The organism is Bacillus sp. OxB-1, from assembly GCF_000829195.1.
In the GTDB taxonomy this organism is placed as follows: domain Bacteria; phylum Bacillota; class Bacilli; order Bacillales_A; family Planococcaceae; genus Sporosarcina.
Genome location: NZ_AP013294.1, coordinates 982,501 through 1,003,721 on the forward strand (window position 1 = coordinate 982,501; position 21,221 = coordinate 1,003,721).

The window sequence follows — 21,221 nt, forward strand, 5'->3', positions numbered from 1 at the left end:
ATTTCCGAATGGGGAAACCCACTGCCCGTAATGGGGCAGTACATGTACGTGAATACATAGCGTACATGAGGCAGACCCGGAGAACTGAAACATCTAAGTATCCGGAGGAAGAGAAAGAAAATTCGATTCCCTGAGTAGCGGCGAGCGAAACGGGAAGAGCCCAAACCAGGAAGCTTGCTTCCTGGGGTTGTAGGACACTCTATACGGAGTTACAAAGGGATGGGTTAGGCGAAGCGATCTGGAAAGGTCCGCCGCAGCGGGTAATAGCCCCGTAGCCGAAAGTCCATCCCCTCCAGAGTGGATCCTGAGTACGGCGGAACACGTGAAATTCCGTCGGAATCCGGGAGGACCATCTCCCAAGGCTAAATACTCCCTAGTGACCGATAGTGAACCAGTACCGTGAGGGAAAGGTGAAAAGCACCCCGGAAGGGGAGTGAAACAGATCCTGAAACCGTGTGCCTACAAGTTGTCAGAGCCCGTTAAGGGGTGATGGCGTGCCTTTTGTAGAATGAACCGGCGAGTTACGATTCCATGCAAGGTTAAGCCGAGAAGGCGGAGCCGCAGCGAAAGCGAGTCTGAACAGGGCGAATGAGTATGGGGTCGTAGACCCGAAACCAGGTGATCTACCCATGTCCAGGGTGAAGGTAAGGTAACACTTACTGGAGGCCCGAACCCACGTACGTTGAAAAGTGCGGGGATGAGGTGTGGGTAGCGGTGAAATTCCAATCGAACCTGGAGATAGCTGGTTCTCTCCGAAATAGCTTTAGGGCTAGCCTCAAACAACGAATCTCGGAGGTAGAGCACTGTTTGGACTAGGGGCCCATCCCGGGTTACCGAATTCAGACAAACTCCGAATGCCGATGATTTAGGTTTGGGAGTCAGACTGCGGGTGATAAGATCCGTAGTCGAGAGGGAAACAGCCCAGACCACCAGTTAAGGTCCCCAAGTATCCGTTAAGTGGAAAAGGATGTGGCGTTGCCCAGACAACCAGGATGTTGGCTTAGAAGCAGCCACCATTTAAAGAGTGCGTAATAGCTCACTGGTCGAGTGGCGCTGCGCCGAAAATGTACCGGGGCTAAACGGATCACCGAAACTGTGGATTGACACCGTTGGTGTCAGTGGTAGGAGAGCGTTCCAAGGGCGTCGAAGCCAGACCGGAAGGACTGGTGGAGCGCTTGGAAGTGAGAATGCCGGTATGAGTAGCGAAAGAAGGGTGAGAATCCCTTCCACCGAATGCCTAAGGTTTCCTGAGGAAGGCTCGTCCGCTCAGGGTCAGTCGGGACCTAAGTCGAGGCCGAAAGGCGTAGACGATGGACAACAGTTTGATATTCCTGTCCCCCCCCCCCGCCGCTATCAGCAATGGGGGGACGCAGTAGGATAGGGTGAGCGCGCTGTTGGTCATGCGCGTCGAAGCAGTGAGGTGTGGAACGAGGCAAATCCCGTTCCTGTAACATTGAGCTGTGACCGCGAGGGGAATTGTTCCCCGGAGTCCCTGATTTCACACTGCCAAGAAAAGCCTCTAGCGAGGCGGGAGGTGCCCGTACCGCAAACCGACACAGGTAGGCGAGGAGAGAATCCTAAGGTGATCGAGAGAACTCTCGTTAAGGAACTCGGCAAAATGACCCCGTAACTTCGGGAGAAGGGGTGCTCTGGTAGGGTGAATAGCCCGAGAGAGCCGCAGTGAATAGGCCCAGGCGACTGTTTAGCAAAAACACAGGTCTCTGCAAAACCGTAAGGTGACGTATAGGGGCTGACGCCTGCCCGGTGCTGGAAGGTTAAGAGGAGAGGTCAGCGCAAGCGAAGCTTCGAATTGAAGCCCCAGTAAACGGCGGCCGTAACTATAACGGTCCTAAGGTAGCGAAATTCCTTGTCGGGTAAGTTCCGACCCGCACGAAAGGCGTAACGATCTGGGCACTGTCTCAACGAGAGACTCGGTGAAATTATAATATGCGTGAAGATGCGCATTACCCGCGACAGGACGGAAAGACCCCGTGGAGCTTTACTGTAACCTGATATTGAATTCCGGTGCAGCCTGTACAGGATAGGTAGGAGCCTTGGAAGCCGGAGCGCCAGCTTCGGTGGAGGCATTGGTGGGATACTACCCTGGCTGTATTGGACTTCTAACCCATGCCCGTGATCCGGGCAGGAGACAGTGTCAGGCGGGCAGTTTGACTGGGGCGGTCGCCTCCTAAAGTGTAACGGAGGCGCCCAAAGGTTCCCTCAGAATGGTTGGACATCATTCGCAGAGTGCAAAGGCATAAGGGAGCTTGACTGCGAGACCTACAAGTCGAGCAGGGTCGAAAGACGGGCTTAGTGATCCGGTGGTTCCGCATGGAAGGGCCATCGCTCAACGGATAAAAGCTACCCCGGGGATAACAGGCTTATCTCCCCCAAGAGTCCACATCGACGGGGAGGTTTGGCACCTCGATGTCGGCTCATCGCATCCTGGGGCTGTAGTCGGTCCCAAGGGTTGGGCTGTTCGCCCATTAAAGCGGTACGCGAGCTGGGTTCAGAACGTCGTGAGACAGTTCGGTCCCTATCCGTCGCGGGCGCAGGAAATTTGAGAGGAGCTGTCCTTAGTACGAGAGGACCGGGATGGACACACCGCTGGTGTACCAGTTGTCTTGCCAAAGGCATCGCTGGGTAGCTATGTGTGGACGGGATAAATGCTGAAAGCATCTAAGCATGAAGCCCCCCTCGAGATGAGATTTCCCTTTACATTCGTAAGTAAGATCCCTCAAAGAAGATGAGGTGGATAGGTCCGGGGTGGAAGTGCGGCGACGCATGGAGCTGACGGATACTAATCGATCGAGGACTTGACCTATATGAAATGCCGAGGCGGCCTGCCTGGACTCGACAGGCATAAGACAGGCTGGCGAAGCGGCGCTTTTTGCCGCACCGCCGGAATGGCTTATGACCCGAGAGTCTGGCCGCCGAGGCTGGACAATACAAAGGTTGCATGGCTTGTGGCAGACAATGTTGGTTTTATCCGGTTTTGAGCGAACAAGCTCAAGAGTCTGGTGACGATGGCGAAGAGGTCACACCCGTTCCCATACCGAACACGGAAGTTAAGCTCTTCAGCGCCGATGGTAGTCGGGGGCTTCCCCCTGTGAGAGTAGGACGTCGCCGGGCGGACAGGTCATTCCCAATGGGGATGGCTTTTTTTATTGCCTTTTTTTCGGGCAGGTGGCAAGTGGATGTGATGTATTGCATCCGCCTCGTCGAGGAGAGATCGGCGGTGATTCAGGGAGGGTTGTTCAGGGATATCACGCTGTCGGGGGTCCCAGCAATGCTCTACGGAAAATTAGCACTTCCGGGAGCTTATTATCAGCAGTTGGTCGGAGATATCAGCACTCTAGAGGAGTTATCAGCGGTTGTCCAGAAAAATCAGCGCTGCCTGGAGATTATCAGCGGTCGTTCCAAGATATCAGCATTTCCGTCCAAGATATCAGCGCTTGCCCAGTAATATCGGCAGCTGTCCAATCCCTTCAACTTACTAGCAGTTATGAGAGCGAAACCCTGATTCATGAGCATACACTGCCAGGCATGGGCGTTGCCAAAAGCATGGATCCTCACCATGTCTACTTAATTCCTATTAAAGCTTCCACCATCCAATGTTAATCCACCAAACTTGTTTCCAATCCCACATCTTCCCGTAGGCCAAAAGAATAGTGATGAATAATTCCTCCTCACCACTTTGCAAATAATATTCAGCGAATAATAGGAATACTTTTTCTTCTCGACGCTACCTTGACAGCTTTCTCGCTCGCTGATACCCTTTTAATAATATTCAACTGTAAATAATAAATTCAACGGGAGGAATCGTGGAAATGTGGGAAACAAAATTTGCGCGTGAAGGACTAACGTTCGATGATGTGTTATTGGTACCGGGGGCATCGGATGTTCTACCTAAAGACGTTTCACTTTCCGTCAAACTTACGGAGAAGATCAAGTTAGGCATTCCGATGATTAGCGCGGGCATGGATACCGTAACGGAATTCAAAATGGCGATCGCTATGGCTCGTCAAGGAGGCCTTGGGATCATCCACAAGAACATGAGCATTGAGGAGCAAGCTGAGCAAGTCGTCACGGTGAAACGTTCAGAGAACGGTGTCATTACCAATCCTTTTTTCCTCACGCCAGAACATCAAGTGTTCGATGCTGAACATTTAATGGGGAAATATCGCATTTCCGGCGTCCCGATTGTTAATTCAATGGAAGAGAAGAAATTCGTCGGTATTTTAACAAACCGTGATCTTCGATTCATCCAAGATTATTCCATGCAAATCAGTGATGTGATGACGAAGGAAAACCTAGTGACAGCTCCTGTCGGAACGACACTGGAAGATGCAGAAAAGATCTTGCAAAAGTATAAAATTGAAAAACTCCCAATTGTAGATGAGAACGGCATCCTGACTGGATTGATTACAATCAAGGATATTGAAAAAGTGATTGAATTCCCGAACGCTGCGAAAGATAAACAAGGTCGTCTTCTCGTCGGGGCAGCGGTAGGTGTCACTTCTGACACGATGGTACGGGTGAAGAAGCTTGTCGAGGCGGAAGTGGATGCTATCGTCATCGATACGGCCCACGGTCATTCCAAAGGGGTTCTCGATACGGTTGCCCAAATTCGGGAGAGCTATCCGGAGCTTGATATTATTGCGGGTAATATCGCAACAGCAGAAGGGGCACGCGCTTTGTATGAAGCGGGGGCGGACGTGGTCAAAGTCGGAATCGGACCAGGTTCAATCTGTACAACTCGTGTGGTTGCCGGCGTTGGTGTTCCGCAAATCACAGCGGTTTATGAATGTGCGACAGAGGCACGCAAACAAGGCAAGACGATCATCGCGGATGGCGGGATCAAATACTCCGGCGATATCGTGAAAGCACTTGCTGCAGGTGGACATGCCGTCATGCTTGGCAGTTTGTTGGCTGGCACAACCGAGAGCCCTGGAGATACGGAAATCTTCCAAGGTCGCCGCTTCAAAGTGTACCGGGGCATGGGCTCGGTCGCTGCAATGGAACGCGGTTCGAAGGATCGTTATTTCCAGGACGATGCAAAAAAATTGGTTCCGGAGGGAATTGAAGGCCGGATGCCGTATAAGGGGCCTTTGGCGGATACGGTCCATCAACTGGTCGGCGGTGTCCGTTCCGGTATGGGGTATTGTGGAACAGGGGATTTGGAAGCTCTTCGTGAAAATTCACAGTTTATCCGGATGACGGGCGCCGGCTTGCGCGAAAGCCATCCGCACCAAGTCCAAATTACGAAAGAAGCACCGAACTACTCCTTGTGAGAATAACCATGCAACAGTTTAAGGAACTTCAGCACCTTTCCTGCGTCTATATGAGCGGAAAGGTGTTTTTGTCTTTATTCAGCAGCAGAAATTCTCCCCAACAAAGGGAGGGGGATGAAGACGATAGTTTTCCAGCAATGCGCGTCGAAGGCCGGCAAGGAAAATCGGAGGGGTTGCGCTAGGAGAGCCTTGTTTCCTGCAAAGTTAGCAGAAATACGGCAAATCGAACCCTTCGCTGTTCGATAGGAGTGCCTTAATTTCTGCAAAGTGCACAGAAATACGGCAAATCGAACCCTTCGCTGTTCGAAAGAGGTGCCTTAATTTCTGCATAGTACGCAGAAATACGGCAAATCGAACCCTTCGCTGTTCGATTCGTAATTGGTTTTATTTTGGTCCCCCTGGAATGGCGGGGATATGGTAAACTGATTTTTGGGGAATAGCCATAATGGAGGTAGACAGAGTGAAACGGGAAATGAAGAAATGGGTGGCCGTACTACTAGTGCCGCTCTTGCTGTTGATGTCGCTTGGCTCGGCTCCGGCACATGCCGAATCGACGCTGGGCATCCACGTGGATGGAGCCATACTGATCGACGCAGAAAGTGGAAAGATTTTGTACGAAGAAAATGCGGATACTCCACTTGGCATTGCCAGTATGACAAAAATGATGACGGAATACCTTCTGTTTGAAGCAATCGAAGAAGGCGCTATTTCATGGGATCAGGAATACAAGGTCAATGAGTATACATATGCCGTTTCGCAGGATCGCGCGCTCAGCAATGTCCCGCTCCGTCGGGATGGGACGTATACAATCCGGGAACTTTACGAAGCGTTGGCCATCTATTCGGCAAATGCCGCAACCATTGCGATTGCCGAAACCATTGCTGGAACCGAAACGGAATTCATCAAAATGATGGATGCCAAGGCACAGGAACTGGGCTTGGAAGATTACAAATTCGTCAATTCGACGGGCTTGAATAATGCCGATCTGCATGGAATGCACCCGCAAGGGACAGGCCCGGAAGATGAGAATGTCATGCCGGCCAAGTCGGTTGCTAAATTGGCATACCGATTGTTAAAAGACTATCCCGAAGTGCTGGAAACAACGTCTGTTAAGACTAAAATGTTCCGTGAAGGCACAACGGATGAAATCAAGATGGACAACTGGAACTTCATGCTGCCGGGCTTCGTATATCAGTACGAAGGCGTCGATGGCTTGAAGACAGGGACGACTGATTTTGCTGGGTATTGCTTCACGGGGACGGCTCAACGCGACGGCAAGCGGGTCATCGCAGTCGTCATGAATGCGGTTGATGCGAAAGGAGAAGGTTCGTATAAAGCACGCTTCAACGCGGCGCGCGCGTTATTCGATTACGGGTTCTCCCAATTTTCCGAAGTGGAGTTCATTCCAGCCGGTTATCAATTTAAAGATCAAAAAACGGTGGACGTTATAAAAGGGAAAGAGAAAACGGCATCCATTGCCGTGAAAGAACCGATTCGCATGCTCGTCAAAACAAGCGAAAAAGACCTGTACGCACCCGAGCTGGTGCTCGATGAATCCAAATTGAAAGATGGCACTTTACAGGCGCCCGTCAAAAAAGACACCGTTGTCGGCCACGCTAAGCTCGTGAAAACCGAGGGGACCGACTACGGCTACATCGATTCCGATAATCCGGGATCGGAAGTCGTTGTCACGGACACAGTGGAAAAGGCTGGTTGGTTCTCCTTGATGATGAGTGCCATCGGCGACTTCTTTGCGGGTGTTTGGAAAAGTGCGACCGGTTTTGTGAAAGGTCTATTCAACTGAATTTAAGCGATGGTTCCTCAATCGAGGAGACCATCGCTTTTTTCAATTCTCCAAGCGTCCATGAGCTTCTCTACGGCTGTTTCGATTCCATCCAGGGCCAAGCCTCCGAATCCGAGTAGGAACTGCGGAGGGCCGTCCACAGGCAGTTTGCGATAGCCATTCAAGCCGTAGACACGTATCCCCGCTTGACTGGCGATTTCCGTCAAAGCTTTTTCTGACGAGTTGGTATGGATGGTGATGATGATATGCATACCGGCCTCATCACCGGAATACGTCACTTTAGGCGCATAAGGAAGAAGGGCATCCGTCAGCGCCTGCAATTTCCTCCGATAGATTTTACGCATCCGGTTTAAATGGCGGGAAAAGTATCCATCGGCCATGAAACGCGAGAGCAGATGCTGATCCAGCCGTGGCACCGTCGAAGAGTAATGGATGAACGCCTCTTCATAGCGATGGAGCAAAGAAGGGGGCAAGACCATGTAGGCAATCCGCAATGATGGCATGAGCGATTTGGAAAAGGTACTCAAATAAATGACGTTGCCTCCTTTGTCCATGCCATGGAGCGAAGGAATGGGCCGGCCGGTGTACCGGAATTCGCTGTCATAATCGTCTTCAATGATGAAGTTCTCTTCCCGGGAGGCGGCCCAGTTCAACAGGGCTGTCCTGCGGGACGCAGAAAGGACCGTGCCGGTCGGGAACTGGTGGGAAGGGGTCACGTAGGCAATAGTCGCTTCCGACCGTTGAAGAGCCCGTACATCCATCCCTTCTTCATCCACCGCTATCGGAATGGCTTCCCGGTTGTTATGGATGAACACGTGGTGGGTCAACGGATAGCCGGGGTCTTCGATGGCATAAGCCGCGTCTTCCCCGAGAATCCGGATGACGAGCGGCATGAGCTGTTCGGTTCCGGAACCGACGATAATCTGGTCGGGCGTACATTCAACGCCGCGCGAATGATACAAATAACGGGCAATTTCCCTGCGCAGTTCGATATCTCCGTGCGGATGCCCGAGCAAGAGCAGATGCTCGGATGAATTGTCGATTATATCCCTCGCGTACTTCCTCCACTGCGTGAACGGGAACGACCCGGTATCGATTTTCCCTGGTGAAAAATCTATCGATACCTCCTCTTGTTCCTTTGATGCAGGACGATATTTCAACTTGGCCGGCTGGACATAGGCCAATTCCTCAATCGCCTGGACGAAATACCCTTTCCGCGGCTTGGAGGATATGAATCCTTCCGCCGCCAGCTGTCCATAGGCAAGTTCAATCGTCGTCTGACTGACATTGAGGAACTCCCCGAGCTGCCGTTTGGATGGCAGCTTCATGCCGACGGGCAGCTTCCCTTCCGTAATATCCTGCTGGATTTGATTATAAATTTGCTCATATAACGGCACTTCCAATGATTTATCAAGTTGAATGAATAACATCTCCATAAACAATCTTCCTATCTGACCACTTTATTTTTAATTAAACTGGGCATTTCAATAAGGTCATATTCCATTATACTGAACAATAGGAAAAGGGGGAAGATACATATGAATTTTCAATATGGCGGCGTCATCATGGACGTCATTAATGCAGAACAGGCGAAAGTGGCGGAAGCATCAGGAGCGATTGCGGTCATGGCATTGGAACGCGTCCCTTCGGATATCCGCAAGGCGGGCGGCGTGGCACGGATGGCCGACCCACGCATCATCGAGGAAGTGAAAAATGCGGTGTCGATTCCGGTCATGGCAAAGGCGCGCATCGGCCATATTTCCGAAGCTCGCGTCCTGGAAGCACTGGGAGTGGACTACATAGACGAAAGTGAAGTGCTCACTCCCGCGGATGAAGAGTTTCATCTGCTGAAAAGCGCATTCTCTGTACCGTTCGTCTGTGGAGCGCGGGACCTTGGAGAAGCGGCGCGCCGGCTGGGCGAAGGGGCGAAGATGCTCCGGACGAAAGGGGAGCCGGGTACCGGCAATATCGTGGAGGCGGTTCGCCATCTACGTAAAGTAAATGCCCAAGTGAATAAAATCGTCCATATGAACGAAGAGGAACTTATGACCGAGGCGCGTGATCTAGGGGCTCCGTATGACGTCCTGTTGGCCATCAAGGAACACGGCCGACTGCCAGTCACCAATTATGCAGCAGGCGGCGTCGCCACTCCTGCAGACGCAGCTCTCATGATGGAACTCGGAGCGGATGGCGTATTCGTCGGCTCGGGGATCTTCAAATCGGACAATCCTGAAAAGTTTGCGCGTGCCATCGTGCAAGCGACACAAAATTTCAAGGACTACGCATTGATCGGCGAGCTTTCCAAAGATATCGGCAATCCGATGAAAGGCTTGGAAATCGGCACGCTCTTACAGGAGGAGCGCATGTCGGAACGCGGTCGATAAACGAATTCAGGCAAAGGCGATCAACCAGGCCGTTGCAGATCCTTATCGTGGCGGAAAGAAGATGACTTCGGAGAGCAGCCGCAGTCATCTTTCTTTTTGGGAAAACACGGTCCAATCTTGCTAAAACTGTGTCCATGTAGTACAGTAAGGATAATTTCAAACATGTGACGATGATGGGGAGTAGTAGCAAGGCAACCCTTTTCAAGAGAGTCGGCGGGTGGTGCGAGCCGATAGAGGGAATTGTGAATCCGTCCCTGAGTAGCCGGGCTGAAGAGGAGTAGGCCCGTGCCGGTATTTGAACCGTTATTTCAATGAAGCGGATTGGATGGAGTCCAATCAATTTGGGTGGCAACGCGGGTAGCTCTCGTCCCTTTTCCGGGGGGATGACGGGCTTTTTTTGTTGCACTTTTCCATGATCGTCCATATTGTGGGAGGAATTGTCCATGTTAGATATCAAAAAAATCCGGGCTGATTTCGATGGTGTGAAAGAAAAGCTGTCGAAACGCGGGGAAGATCTCACGGATTTCGATAAATTCGGAGGTCTCGATGAAAAACGGCGTGAATTGATCGCCAAAGTGGAAGTGCTGAAGGCGGAACGCAATGAAGTATCGCAACAAGTGGCCACGATGAAACGCAATAAGGAAAATGCGGACGACGTCATTGCGCGGATGCGTGAAGTCGGCGATGACATCAAAAAGTTGGACGAAGAATTGAATCAGGTAGAAGAAGAGCTGAACTACGTCATGATGCGCATTCCGAACATACCTCATGAAAGCGTCCCCGTCGGCGATAGCGAAGATGACAACGTCGAAGTGCGGACTTGGGGGGCACAACCGGAATTCTCTTTCGAGCCGAAACCGCATTGGGAAATCGGCACCGATCTGAATCTGTTGGACTTTGAGCGCGCGGCGAAAGTGACAGGCAGCCGGTTCGTCTTTTATCGCGGTCTTGGCGCGCGGCTGGAGCGGGCATTGATCAATTTCATGCTGGATCTTCATATTGAGGAGCATGGCTATGAAGAGATGCTGCCGCCTTACTTAGTAAACCGGACGAGCTTGACCGGGACAGGCCAGCTGCCGAAATTTGAAGAGGATGCTTTCCTGGTCGAGGAAGAGGATTACTTCCTGATCCCGACTTCTGAAGTGCCTGTGACCAACTTCTATCGAGATGAGATTTTGGATGGATCTCAGCTACCGGCAGCATTTGCTGCATACAGCACCAATTTCCGTTCTGAAGCGGGATCTGCAGGCCGTGATACACGCGGTTTGATTCGCCAGCATCAGTTTAACAAAGTGGAACTCGTCCGCTTTGTTAAGCCGGAAGAGTCGTATGATGAACTTGAAAAACTGACAGGCCATGCGGAGAAAGTGCTTCAATTGCTGAACTTGCCGTATCGCGTCCTGAAAATGTGCACAGCGGACCTCGGCTTCACGGCTGCCAAGAAGTATGATATCGAAGTATGGATTCCGACGCAGAACACCTACCGTGAAATCTCTTCTTGTTCCAATTTCGAAGATTTCCAAGCGCGCCGGGCTCACATCCGATTCCGTCGTGAAGCGGGAGCGAAGCCTGAATACGTTCATACGTTGAATGGAAGCGGTCTGGCGATCGGCCGGACGGTAGCTGCCATTTTAGAGAATTACCAACAGGAAGACGGCTCCGTCATCATTCCGGAAGTCCTTCGTCCGTACATGGGCGGCAAGGAAGTTATCCGATAATATGTAAAGGCTGCATCCGGATCATTCGATTTCGGACGCAGCCTTTTTTTCTCTCTTTTTTCTTTCCCGGATGGCCCTGAAAAAGGCGGATAGCATGTCTCCACATTCCTCGCCCAGGATGCCTTCGGTTACCTCGCATTCATGGTTGAACCGCGGGTCGTTCAGCAACCGGTATAAGGAATCGACACAGCCTCCTTTCGGATCGCGGGCGCCATAGACGACGCGGGGAACTCTCGATTGCAGAATGGCGCCTGCACACATTGGGCAAGGCTCCAATGTGACATAGAGGGTTGTCTGTTCCAACCGCCAGCTGCCAAGTGTTTGGCAAGCCTCCTGAATAGCGGATAATTCTGCATGCGTGACGGCATTTTGGGACGTCTCGCGTAGGTTATGAGCACGCGCAATGATGTTTCCCTCATGGACAATCACCGCTCCAATCGGCACTTCTCCTAGCGCCTCCGCCTTCTTTGCTTCCTTAATTGCCAGTCGCATGAACGACCGGTCCGTTTCGAATACATCCATGTTCATCGCTCCTTGATTTTATTTTAGCATGGAAATTCGAAATCACGTCTAAATTGTTCCACGTGGAAAAAACAATGGATATGATAGAATGAGGAACATGGAATTTGAAAGGTGGGTTTTTGATGGCAATACCCTTCCTGGCGGTCGAGGGGCCGATCGGTGTCGGCAAGACATCGCTCGCCAAGACGATTGCGGAAACGTGGAATTACAAGCTTTTACAGGAAATCGTATACGAAAATCCGTTTTTGGGTAAATTTTATGAGAACATGGAGGAATGGAGTTTTCAGACGGAAATGTTCTTCCTTTGCAACCGATACAAGCAATTGAACGACATCAAGCAGGGGATGATTGCCGATCCACAACCGGTTGTCTCCGATTATCATATATTCAAGAATCTGATTTTCGCAAAACGGACATTGCCCCCTGCAGAGTATCAAAAATATGAAGAGATCTACATGATTTTAACACGGGATATGCCCGTTCCGAATATCATCATCTATTTACATGCCAGTTTGGATAAACTGATGGAACGGATCGCCAAACGGGGTCGGGAGTTCGAAAAAAATATGGATACCGCCTATTTGAGACAGCTGGCGGATGACTATGAGGTTTTCATGAATGAGTTTGAACGGGCTCATCCGTCCATTCATGTCTTGCGGTTTGACGGGGATGCAACCGACTTTGTAAACAATCGAACCGACCGGGATACTATCTTGAAGGCGATTCAGGCGGTTCTGGATAAAGGAGCTTTTTAGAAATGAAGCTGCGAGATCAATATAATATCCCTCATAATACGGTGATTACGGTGGCGGGCACAGTCGGCGTCGGAAAATCGACGATGGCTCAGGCGCTTGCCGAGGCGTTGGGACTCAGGACTTCATTTGAAAAGGTGAATGAGAATCCGTATCTTGAACGCTTTTACGACGACTTCGAGAAATGGAGCTTCCATTTGCAAATTTACTTCCTGGCAGAGCGGTTCAAGGAGCAGAAACGGATGTTTGAATATGGCGGTGGGTTTGTCCAAGACCGGTCGATCTACGAAGATACGGGGATTTTTGCAAAGATGCATATGGAAAACGGGACGATGGATCCGGTCGATTATTCGACTTACACCGAGTTGTTCGAAGCGATGGTCATGACCCCGTATTTCCCCCACCCCGACGTCCTCATTTATTTGGAAGGCTCGCCCGATGTCATTTTGGAGCGCATCCGGGAACGGGGACGGCCGATGGAGCAGGAGACGCCCATTTCCTATTGGACGGAGATGTATGCGCGCTATGCGGACTGGATCGACTCATTCAACGCTTGTCCGGTGTTGCGGATTGACGTCAGCGACTATGATTTGCTTAGAAGGCCGGAAGAGGTGGAGATGATTGTGGAACGGATTGGCATTGTCTTGCAACATGCCAAAAGATAAAAAAGGTTGTCCTCCGTCAAATATGTATTGGAGGACAACCTTTTGGATTAAGAACAGACTTTGATATTCGAAAAGAACTCTTTATACAACTCTTTCAGGATGATTGTTTCGTCTTCTTTCAGGACGCCGAAGACCAAGCTCACTTCCGAAGAACCTTGATTGATCATCTGGATGCTCGTACCGGTACGGGCAATCGCTCCAGCAGCACGTGCAGCCAAACCTGTCGTGTCGCGCATTCCTTCCCCGACAAGGACGATCATGGAGTAATCATGATTGAAGAAGACTTTATCCGGCTTCAGCTCCTCTTTGACCCGTTCCAAAATCCGCTGCTCTTTGCCCGGTGTCAGGAAGCGGCTGCGAATGATCACTGATAAGTTATCGATGCCGGATGGCGTATGCTCGTATGGAATCTCTTCCTCTTCCAAGATTTGAAGAAGGCGGCGTCCGAACCCGATTTCCAAGTTCATTAGGAATTTATCGACGAATAAGGTGGAGAAACCATGGTCCGCGGCGATTCCGATAACTGGCTGAGACGAATGGTCGCGTTCTTTCACGATCAATGTCCCTGGTGCGCTCGGGTTATTCGTGTTTTTAATGCAGACCGGAATCGAGCGGCGGAAAGCCGGAATCAACGCTTCATCATGGAAAACAGAGAAGCCGGCATACGCCAGTTCGCGCATTTCCCGGTATGTCATTTTACTGATGGCTGCCGGCTCATCCACGATACGCGGGTTGGCGGCGAAGACCGAATCGACATCCGTGAAATTTTCATAGAGTTCGGCATCGGTGGCAGCTGCCAGCAACGAGCCTGTAATATCCGACCCTCCTCTATTGAATGTTCGTAACGTTCCGTCTTCCGTGAAGCCGAAAAATCCTGGGAATACGATGATGCCTGGCAGCTCTCTCAGTTTCGCCAGTTGTGCATCACCTTCCGGCAGGGCCTGTACACGTGCCGGGCGCTGATTGACGAGGAGGCCGGCTTCTTTTGGCGAGATATATTGAGCTTCAATACCGATGGAAGAGAAATACTCGGCGATCAGTTTGGCGTTGTTATCTTCCCCGGCAGCTTTCAATGTGTCTGTAAAGAGGGTTGGATCGTTTTTATCGCCTTCCAGACGTTCTTTCAAATCATGTTCGATGACTTGTACGATGTCATTGGAAAGTTCGAGGCCTTCCGCAATTTGGCGATACCGTTCCACAACTTCCCCCAGCTGTGCCGTTGCATCTTTTCCGTCTAGTGCTGCTTCAGCTAAACGGATCAGCAGGTCCGTCACTTTCGTGTCCTCATCGGAGCGTTTGCCCGGAGCGGAAACAACGACGATTTTACGCGTTGGATCGGATAGGATGATATCCGCCACTTTCTTGATCTGATCTGCTGTTGCAACCGATGTTCCGCCAAATTTACATACTTTCATTTTTTCACCAAATCCTATCTTTTTAAAATTGTCCATTGGATGTATTATTTGATTATAACAAAAACAGGGTTGTACTTGTTGATGTTTTTCACTATAATGTCCTTATGCAATGAACATGTGTTTTTTCATAGTGTACATATAGATAGGAGAATCGTCAAATGAAAAATGAAATTAATATTGGATTACTAGGGTTCGGAGTGGTCGGCAGCGGTGTTGCTAAAATTCTGGACAACCACCAAGAAGATTTGCAGCATAAGCTTGGTGTTCCGGTATCCATTAAGAAAGTTCTTGTAAAGAATCTTAACAAGGAAAGGGACTGTGATCTTCCGGCGGACGTGTTCACAACCGACCTTGATGAGATTCTTGGCGATTCTTCCATAGATTTGATCGTGGAAGTGATCGGGGGCACTTCGGAAGCACGCGAGGCGATTGAAAAATCATTGAATGCCGGCAAGGGCGTCGTAACGGCGAATAAAGACGTCATGGCTGAATATGGACTTGACCTTTTGCAACTGGCGGATGAAAATAAATGTGACCTCTTTTTCGAAGCGAGTGTAGGAGGCGGAATCCCGTTGATCCGTACGCTCGAAGATGGATTGGCATCGGATCGGATCAGCGCGTTGACCGGGATCGTCAATGGTACGACGAACTTCATCCTGACGAAAATGAAACACGAGAACATGTCCTATGAGGATGCGTTAGCGGAAGCGACGGAATTGGGCTTCGCCGAGGCGGATCCGACTGCTGACGTCGATGGAATCGATGCAGCACGGAAGATGGTCATCTTGGCATCTCTCGCATTCTCTACCGAAGTCCGTTTGGATGATGTCTTCGTCCGCGGCCTGCGGGAAATCCAGGACGGCGACCTGGAGTTGGCAGAACAATTCGGCTATACAGTTAAACTTGCCGGTTCCGCCAAAAAGAATGAGGATGGCATTGAAGTGGCTGTAGAGCCTGTCCTTTTGCCGAATTCCCATCCATTGGCGTCGGTGAACAATGAGTTCAACGCTGTCTATGTATATGGAGAAGCTGTCGGAGAGACGATGTTCTACGGACCGGGCGCCGGTTCACTGCCAACTGCTACATCTGTTACAGGAGATATCGTGGCCGCTTGCCGCAATCTGTTGATGGGAGTGAATGGAAGAAGAACTCACTCGCCGCAGCATGAACGCCATGTGAAAACGGACGATCAAAAGTTCGCCCGCTATTTCCACCGGATCCGCGTGAAGGATGAAGTGGGCGTGCTGACCAAATTGACTGCCATCTATAGTAGATACGGGGCTAGCCTGGCCACAGTCATCCAAGATTCGGACAATGGCGTTGAAGCGGATCTGATTTTCATTACACATCAGATTTCACGCCAGCAGCATTTGGATATCATGAATGAATTAAATGAAACACCTGAAGTGATCCATGTATTGAGTCACTACCGGGTGGAGGGGGAATCACGATGAAAAGATGGAACGGTTTGATCGAAGAGTATAAAGAATGGTTGCCGGTCACGGAAAATACACCGGCGTTGACATTGCAAGAAGGGAACACACCCCTCATTCATATGAAAACTCTGTCCGAACAATGGGGCATTGATTTATATGTGAAAACGGAAGGGACGAATCCGACAGGCTCTTTCAAAGACCGCGGAATGGTCATGGCAGTTGCGAAAGCGAAAGAAGAAGGCAAGAAAATCCTTATTTGTGCATCTACCGGAAATACATCGGCATCGGCTGCAGCCTACGGGGCACGTGCGGGCATGCGGACGATTGTCGTTATTCCGGAAGGGCGCATTGCGCTTGGAAAACTGGCGCAAGCGAGAATGTACGGCGCGGAAATCCTGCAAATTGAAGGGAATTTCGATGAGGCGCTTCAGATGGTGCGCGAAGCGGGTGAAGGGGATATCGCTCTTGTCAACTCGGTGAACCCTCACCGTTTGGAAGGACAAAAAACGATCGCCTTCGAAACAATTGAACAGCTTGGAAAAGTGCCGGACATTTTCGCGCTTCCAGTTGGGAATGCTGGGAACATCTCTGCTGCTTGGAAGGGATTCAAGGAGTATGCGGAGAAAAAAGGAACTGACCTTCCGGAGCTTCTAGGCGTGCAGGCGGATGGTGCAGCGCCGATCGTCTATGACCGTGTATTCGAAAATCCGGAAACTGTTGCAACGGCAATCCGGATCGGCAACCCGGCGAGTTGGCAGCTGGCGAAAAATGCGTTGGCAGAATCGAAGGGCAACATATTGTCCGTCACAGATGAAGAAATCCTGGAAGCATACCGCTTGATCTCTTCCAAGGAAGGGGTATTCGCAGAGCCGGGGTCTTGCGCATCGATTGCCGGATTGAAAAAACAAGTCGAGAGCGGTTTGGTGAAAAAAGGATCGACTGTCGTTGCCATCTTGACAGGGAATGGATTGAAAGATCCGGATACGGCAATCGAAGTGAACAAGGACGAGCCGTTCCTATCACGTGAACAGTTCGACCAAATTCTCAGTGAGTTGAAAGAAGGCAAAAACTGATGACGGAGGCCAATTTTTCAGTCGTCGTCCCTGCGACCACGGCAAATCTTGGCCCGGGGTTCGACAGCATCGGGCTTGCTCTCGCCTTATATATGACAGTCGACGTGGAGCCATCCGAAGCATGGGGCGTCTCCTATGATGGCGACGAATATGGAAGCCTCCCGAATGGGGCGGACAATTTGATTGTCCAGACAGTCCTAAAAGTAGCGGCACGATACGATAAGAAGGTTTCCACGCATAGTCTGCGCGTCCATTCCGATATACCTTTGGGGAAAGGGCTCGGAAGCAGTGCGACCGCCATTGCGGCAGGTATTGAAATTGCGGATCAGTTGGCGGGATTGGATCTTACTCCGATGGAAAAGGTGAAAATCGGCAGCGAGATGGAAGGGCATGCGGATAATGTATCAGCCGCACTTCTCGGCGGAGTGACCATTTCCTATTACGCGGGAGACTCAATCGACATCGTCCATATACGGGAACCGCAAATGGGAGCCGTCATACTAGTTCCACCAGAAGCATTGCGAACGGAAGAATCCCGTGGACTTCTCCCAGGGCAGCTGCCGCATGCAAAAGCGACGTTAGGAAGCGCAGCCAGCAGCGTCATGGCCGCAGCCATTGCTCGGGATGACTGGGCGACCGCCGGCAAAATGATGGAACAGGATATTTTCCATGAGCCGTACCGGAAGCATCTGTTTCCCGATTTTGAGGAAATCCGTTTGGCCGCCAAGGAAATCGGCGCTTACGGCATGACGATCAGCGGGGCGGGCCCTTCGATTTTCATTGCGGTGAAATCCGGCGAAGAAGCTAGAATTGCCGATCAATTGATGGGAAAGTTCCCGTATTATAATGGGTTGGCCGTGCAGCCGTCTAGTGATGGCGCGGTCGTGAAATGAAAGAGGCAGCCTTGGCTGCCTCTTTTGTCATCGGTTCGGAAAGGGAGGTTTCATATGAAAAGAATAGTAATGTTTTTGGCTGTGGTGTTAATCGGCTTCGGCGTATATGCGGTCGGTTATTTTAGCACGTACAACATACCGAAAAGTGAAAAGGCAGCGGAAGAATTTCTGATTGAATTCGACGCAAAGAAAAGCGGGATGGGCGTATCGGCTGTGGTCGGCTGGATGCAGCTGGGCGAATCGGATTCCTGGCTGGCCCGGGTATCATTTGAAGATGGGGTCTATGGCTATGCCCATTTTGAAAAAGGATGGAATGGCAAGATGAAATTTATGAGTCTCGGCACAACACAGCCGCTCACATATAGGGAATTCAAAACGAATGATGGCTTCTACGGCGTTGTGTTCGGACGCAATGATAACCTGACCATCGACCATATTAACGTGAAGACGCTAGGCAGCACTACATACGAATTTGTCATACATGTCGCAAATCGGGAGAATTTCATGGTTGGCGAGAAGTTGCCTGATGGCGTGCAGGACACGTTTCCGGCCGAATTCGAGGTAGTCGATAAGGAAGGGAACCTCCTGGAAGCGGGTTAATAGGCTCTGTAATACTAATTAAAAAAACCGCTACGAAGACGTAACGGTTTTGCAAGGTTATGTATAAAAGTAAAAATGGCGGAGGAAGAGGGATTCGAACCCCCGCGGGCTTTAACACCCCTGTCGGTTTTCAAGACCGATCCCTTCAGCCAGGCTTGGGTATTCCTCCGTGTTGGACAATGAACAATGTACCATGGTTATCCGGTGGAGTCAATAACCTTTTTCATTGGTTAACGGATTATAAATCCAGGCCTATGGATAACCTTTGCATCAGGCGTTGTCCACGTCCAGCTCCGGGCCCAGTCTCTATGCGAAACTGTGAATGTGCCTTAATTTCTACAAAGTACGCAGAAATTAAGATAAATCGAACCCTTCGCTGTTCGAGAAGCGTGCCTTAATTTCTGCAGAGTACGCAGAAATACGGCAAATCGAACCCTTCGCTGTTCGATTGGCAAATAAACGTTTGCTTTTTGGTTGAAAAAACGGTATACTGGAAAATGCCGTGCTAGGTGGGAAGGTAGCGGTGTCCTGTAACTTGCAATCCGCTCTAGCAAGACTGAATTCCTTCTCGAGGCTGCATGTATTGTAGGGTCTGCCTCTTGCACGTAGTGTTGACGTTTGGGTCCTGCGCAATGGGAACCCATGAACCATGTCAGGTCCGGAAGGAAGCAGCATTAAGTGGATCCTCCCATGTGCCGCAGGGTCGCCTAGACCGAGCTGGCGACAGGAGTAACGCCTATGTGCTGCAGTCGAAGGAAGGTGCACGGCTTGAATTTATCCATCCACTCGTCCGTTTTTGCGGGCGGGTTTTTTATTGCTTCCAGAAAGGTTTTACATAAGGCAATATGCTATACTTAATCTAATACCGCAATGCGTCTAAAGGAGAGGGAACTGTTGGTGTATCAAGCTTTTTATCGTGTATACAGGCCTCAGTCATTCACTGAGATGTCCGGGCAGCATCATGTGAAGCAGACACTTCAGAATGCCCTCCTTCATAATAAGACAACCCACGCCTATCTGTTCTCCGGACCACGGGGGACAGGGAAAACGAGTGCAGCAAAGGTCTTTGCCAAAGCGTTGAACTGTGAAAATGGGCCTGCGAAGGAACCATGCAACGAATGTCCGAGCTGCCGAAGCATTACGGATGGCTCCAATACCGACGTCATCGAATTCGACGCGGCTTCAAACTCCCGGGTGGAAGAGATGCGGGATATTATTGAGAAAGTCCGGTTCGCCCCATCCAATGCACGATTCAAAGTGTATATCATCGATGAGGTGCATATGCTTTCGAATTCGGCGTTCAATGCGCTTCTGAAAACATTGGAAGAACCGCCGTCCCACGTCGTTTTCATATTGGCGACGACCGAGCCGCATAAACTTCCTTTGACCATCATTTCCCGGTGTCAACGCTTCGATTTTAAACCGATTACATCCGTCGAAATCATCGAGCGGATGAAAACGGTGCTGGCCGACGCGGGAATCGAGTCGGACGAGGGAGCCTTGAAAGTGATTGCCCAGGCGGCTTCCGGCGGGATGCGGGATGCGCTCAGCATGCTCGATCAAGTCGTCTCTTTCAGTGGTGATCGGGTAACTGTGGAAGACGCCCTTCTTGTCACCGGCTCGATCGGGGAAGACATTTTCTATCAATTGGCGGAAGCCTTGCTTGAAAGAGACGCAGGAACGGCGATTTCCTTATTGGATTCATTGATTGCAGAAGGGAAGGACGTCGGTCGGTTAGCCGAGGATCTGATTACCTTCTTCCGTGACCTTCTCCTGCTCCGCACAGCCCCCGACCTGAAGGACTTGTTGGAATTAATCGCTGGTGACCCGCGTTTCGTCGAGCTCGCACAGACATTCGACATGGATGTTCTGTATGCGTTCATCGACATATTAGCGAAAACCCAGCAGGAGATGCGCTTTTCCAATCATGCCAAAGTTTACATCGAGTCTGCACTTTTGAAAATGATCCACGTCAGGCAGCAACCTGTCGGAATAGGAGGAACCAGCCATTCGGAAGTCGATCCGGCTCTGGCGGAAAAGGTTGAGATGCTGGAACGGACTGTCCAAGAGTTGCGTCAACAGATTGCAAACGGCGGCGGAGGGCAGTCGCGCGCAGAAGAGCGTTCTGCCCAAGCGCGGAAGAGTGCATCCAAATCTTCACAATCATTTAAAGTTCCGGTCGGGAGAATTCATGAAGTACTGAAAGCTGCAACAAAACAAGATATCCTGACCATTCGCCAAGAGTGGGCCGGGATGATGCAGACGATGCAAAAATCGCACGCGGCCCTTCTCGAAGAAACAGAACCGGTTGCAGCATCCGAGAGTGCTTTTGTGCTAAAATTCAAGTATGAAATCCATTGCCTGATGGCTTCGGAAAACCCTTCGCTTCGAACGGGTCTATCCGAAGCGCTTCGTTCACGGACGGGAAAGCCTTATGAGGTGGTATACGTCCCGGAAGAAGGTTGGCTGAAGGTGAGGGAGGATTTCATCCGAACCAATGGACTCGGAAAGCAGCAAGGTCCACCTTCCACCGAGGAAGAACCGGTTGCGGAGGAGACCCTGTCTTTTGTGACAGAGGCGGAACAAGAAAACACCGATCCGGTCGTAACGGAAGCAGCTAAAATTTTTGGCGAAGATTTTATTAAAGTCTACGATGACTAACACT

Annotated in this window: 15 protein-coding genes, 1 tRNA gene, 2 rRNA genes, 1 other RNA gene and 1 other annotated feature (1 of these 20 running past the window's edge); of the genes, 15 read left to right on the top strand and 4 right to left on the bottom strand. The window is 50.6% G+C overall.

Annotation, left to right across the window (positions count from 1 at the left end; all coding sequences use genetic code 11):
- From OXB_RS05080 to OXB_RS05100, 5 genes are all read left to right on the top strand, one after another.
- A 23S ribosomal RNA gene (locus OXB_RS05080) occupies positions 1–2,824 on the top strand; it begins 109 nt to the left of the window's first position.
- Between the two features lie 192 nt (positions 2,825–3,016).
- A 5S ribosomal RNA gene (gene rrf, locus OXB_RS05085) occupies positions 3,017–3,132 on the top strand.
- Positions 3,133–3,199: 67 nt separating this feature from the next.
- Positions 3,200–3,466 carry a hypothetical protein gene (locus tag OXB_RS05090; RefSeq protein WP_144399651.1) on the top strand — a complete coding sequence of 89 codons (267 nt, stop codon included), beginning with the start codon at positions 3,200–3,202 and terminating at the stop codon, positions 3,464–3,466.
- A 364-nt stretch (positions 3,467–3,830) separates the two neighbouring features.
- A complete protein-coding gene (gene guaB, locus OXB_RS05095; protein ID WP_041072410.1) occupies positions 3,831–5,294 on the top strand; it encodes an IMP dehydrogenase in 1,464 nt (487 codons plus the stop codon).
- A 460-nt stretch (positions 5,295–5,754) separates the two neighbouring features.
- Positions 5,755–7,098: a serine hydrolase gene (locus OXB_RS05100; protein WP_041072412.1), complete on the top strand. Its 1,344-nt coding sequence runs from the start codon at positions 5,755–5,757 to the stop codon at positions 7,096–7,098.
- 17 nt (positions 7,099–7,115) lie between these two features.
- On the opposite strand, the gene pdxR is transcribed toward OXB_RS05100, so the two are convergent.
- The gene (gene pdxR, locus OXB_RS05105; protein WP_041072413.1) at positions 7,116–8,534 is read right to left on the bottom strand and encodes a MocR-like pyridoxine biosynthesis transcription factor PdxR; all 1,419 of its coding nucleotides are present in this window, start codon (positions 8,532–8,534) and stop codon (positions 7,116–7,118) included.
- A gap of 102 nt (positions 8,535–8,636) precedes the next feature.
- Here pdxR and pdxS point away from each other — a divergent pair, with 102 nt between their 5' ends.
- Positions 8,637–9,482, top strand: a complete 846-nt coding sequence (gene pdxS, locus OXB_RS05110) for a pyridoxal 5'-phosphate synthase lyase subunit PdxS (protein ID WP_052483876.1) — start codon at positions 8,637–8,639, stop codon at positions 9,480–9,482.
- Positions 9,483–9,643: 161 nt separating this feature from the next.
- Positions 9,644–9,857, top strand: a binding site (T-box leader).
- A gap of 68 nt (positions 9,858–9,925) precedes the next feature.
- On the top strand, positions 9,926–11,200 hold the full coding sequence (serS, locus tag OXB_RS05115) for a serine--tRNA ligase (protein ID WP_041072417.1): 1,275 nt from the start codon (positions 9,926–9,928) through the stop codon (positions 11,198–11,200).
- Positions 11,201–11,221: 21 nt separating this feature from the next.
- Here serS and tadA read toward each other — a convergent pair whose 3' ends face one another.
- Positions 11,222–11,722 (bottom strand): tRNA adenosine(34) deaminase TadA, encoded by a 501-nt coding sequence (gene tadA, locus OXB_RS05120; RefSeq protein WP_041072419.1) that lies wholly within the window; start codon positions 11,720–11,722, stop codon positions 11,222–11,224.
- Positions 11,723–11,844: 122 nt separating this feature from the next.
- Between tadA and OXB_RS05125 the strand changes: the two genes are divergently transcribed.
- Positions 11,845–12,477, top strand: coding sequence for a deoxynucleoside kinase (locus OXB_RS05125; RefSeq protein WP_041072421.1), 633 nt, complete (start codon positions 11,845–11,847; stop codon positions 12,475–12,477).
- Between the two features lie 2 nt (positions 12,478–12,479).
- The gene (locus tag OXB_RS05130) at positions 12,480–13,139 is read left to right on the top strand and encodes a deoxynucleoside kinase (protein ID WP_041072423.1); all 660 of its coding nucleotides are present in this window, start codon (positions 12,480–12,482) and stop codon (positions 13,137–13,139) included.
- Positions 13,140–13,186: 47 nt separating this feature from the next.
- On the opposite strand, the gene OXB_RS05135 is transcribed toward OXB_RS05130, so the two are convergent.
- A complete protein-coding gene (locus tag OXB_RS05135; RefSeq protein WP_041072425.1) occupies positions 13,187–14,554 on the bottom strand; it encodes an aspartate kinase in 1,368 nt (455 codons plus the stop codon).
- A 158-nt stretch (positions 14,555–14,712) separates the two neighbouring features.
- On the opposite strand from OXB_RS05135, the gene OXB_RS05140 reads away from it, so the two are divergent.
- From OXB_RS05140 to OXB_RS05155, 4 genes are read left to right on the top strand one after another with little or no spacing between them, the layout of a single operon-like run.
- Positions 14,713–16,008, top strand: coding sequence for a homoserine dehydrogenase (locus OXB_RS05140; RefSeq protein WP_041072427.1), 1,296 nt, complete (start codon positions 14,713–14,715; stop codon positions 16,006–16,008).
- Positions 16,005–17,063, top strand: a complete 1,059-nt coding sequence (thrC, locus tag OXB_RS05145) for a threonine synthase (RefSeq protein WP_041072429.1) — start codon at positions 16,005–16,007, stop codon at positions 17,061–17,063. Before OXB_RS05140 ends, thrC begins: the two co-directional genes overlap by 4 nt.
- Entirely contained in the window at positions 17,063–17,956 is an 894-nt protein-coding gene (gene thrB / locus OXB_RS05150; protein ID WP_041072431.1) for a homoserine kinase, read from the top strand. Before thrC ends, thrB begins: the two co-directional genes overlap by 1 nt.
- A gap of 54 nt (positions 17,957–18,010) precedes the next feature.
- A complete protein-coding gene (locus OXB_RS05155; RefSeq protein WP_041072433.1) occupies positions 18,011–18,556 on the top strand; it encodes a hypothetical protein in 546 nt (181 codons plus the stop codon).
- Between the two features lie 76 nt (positions 18,557–18,632).
- Here OXB_RS05155 and OXB_RS05160 read toward each other — a convergent pair.
- Positions 18,633–18,725: transfer RNA gene (locus OXB_RS05160), tRNA-Ser, on the bottom strand.
- Between the two features lie 331 nt (positions 18,726–19,056).
- On the opposite strand from OXB_RS05160, the gene ffs reads away from it, so the two are divergent.
- Positions 19,057–19,323, top strand: an RNA gene (ffs, locus tag OXB_RS18190) — signal recognition particle sRNA large type.
- Positions 19,324–19,450: 127 nt separating this feature from the next.
- Positions 19,451–21,217: a DNA polymerase III subunit gamma/tau gene (dnaX, locus tag OXB_RS05165; RefSeq protein ID WP_041072434.1), complete on the top strand. Its 1,767-nt coding sequence runs from the start codon at positions 19,451–19,453 to the stop codon at positions 21,215–21,217.
- Positions 21,218–21,221: the final 4 nt, after the last annotated feature.

Coding starts and splice junctions, on each gene's coding strand:
- pdxS (WP_052483876.1), top strand. CDS start 8,637: ATGAATTTTCAATATGGCGGCGTCATCATGGACGTCATTAATGCAGAA.
- pdxR (WP_041072413.1), bottom strand. CDS start 8,534: ATGGAGATGTTATTCATTCAACTTGATAAATCATTGGAAGTGCCGTTA.
- tadA (WP_041072419.1), bottom strand. CDS start 11,722: ATGGATGTATTCGAAACGGACCGGTCGTTCATGCGACTGGCAATTAAG.
- OXB_RS05135 (WP_041072425.1), bottom strand. CDS start 14,554: ATGAAAGTATGTAAATTTGGCGGAACATCGGTTGCAACAGCAGATCAG.
- guaB (WP_041072410.1), top strand. CDS start 3,831: ATGTGGGAAACAAAATTTGCGCGTGAAGGACTAACGTTCGATGATGTG.
- OXB_RS05125 (WP_041072421.1), top strand. CDS start 11,845: ATGGCAATACCCTTCCTGGCGGTCGAGGGGCCGATCGGTGTCGGCAAG.
- OXB_RS05155 (WP_041072433.1), top strand. CDS start 18,011: ATGAAAAGAATAGTAATGTTTTTGGCTGTGGTGTTAATCGGCTTCGGC.
- OXB_RS05130 (WP_041072423.1), top strand. CDS start 12,480: ATGAAGCTGCGAGATCAATATAATATCCCTCATAATACGGTGATTACG.
- OXB_RS05140 (WP_041072427.1), top strand. CDS start 14,713: ATGAAAAATGAAATTAATATTGGATTACTAGGGTTCGGAGTGGTCGGC.
- thrC (WP_041072429.1), top strand. CDS start 16,005: ATGAAAAGATGGAACGGTTTGATCGAAGAGTATAAAGAATGGTTGCCG.
- thrB (WP_041072431.1), top strand. CDS start 17,063: ATGACGGAGGCCAATTTTTCAGTCGTCGTCCCTGCGACCACGGCAAAT.
- serS (WP_041072417.1), top strand. CDS start 9,926: ATGTTAGATATCAAAAAAATCCGGGCTGATTTCGATGGTGTGAAAGAA.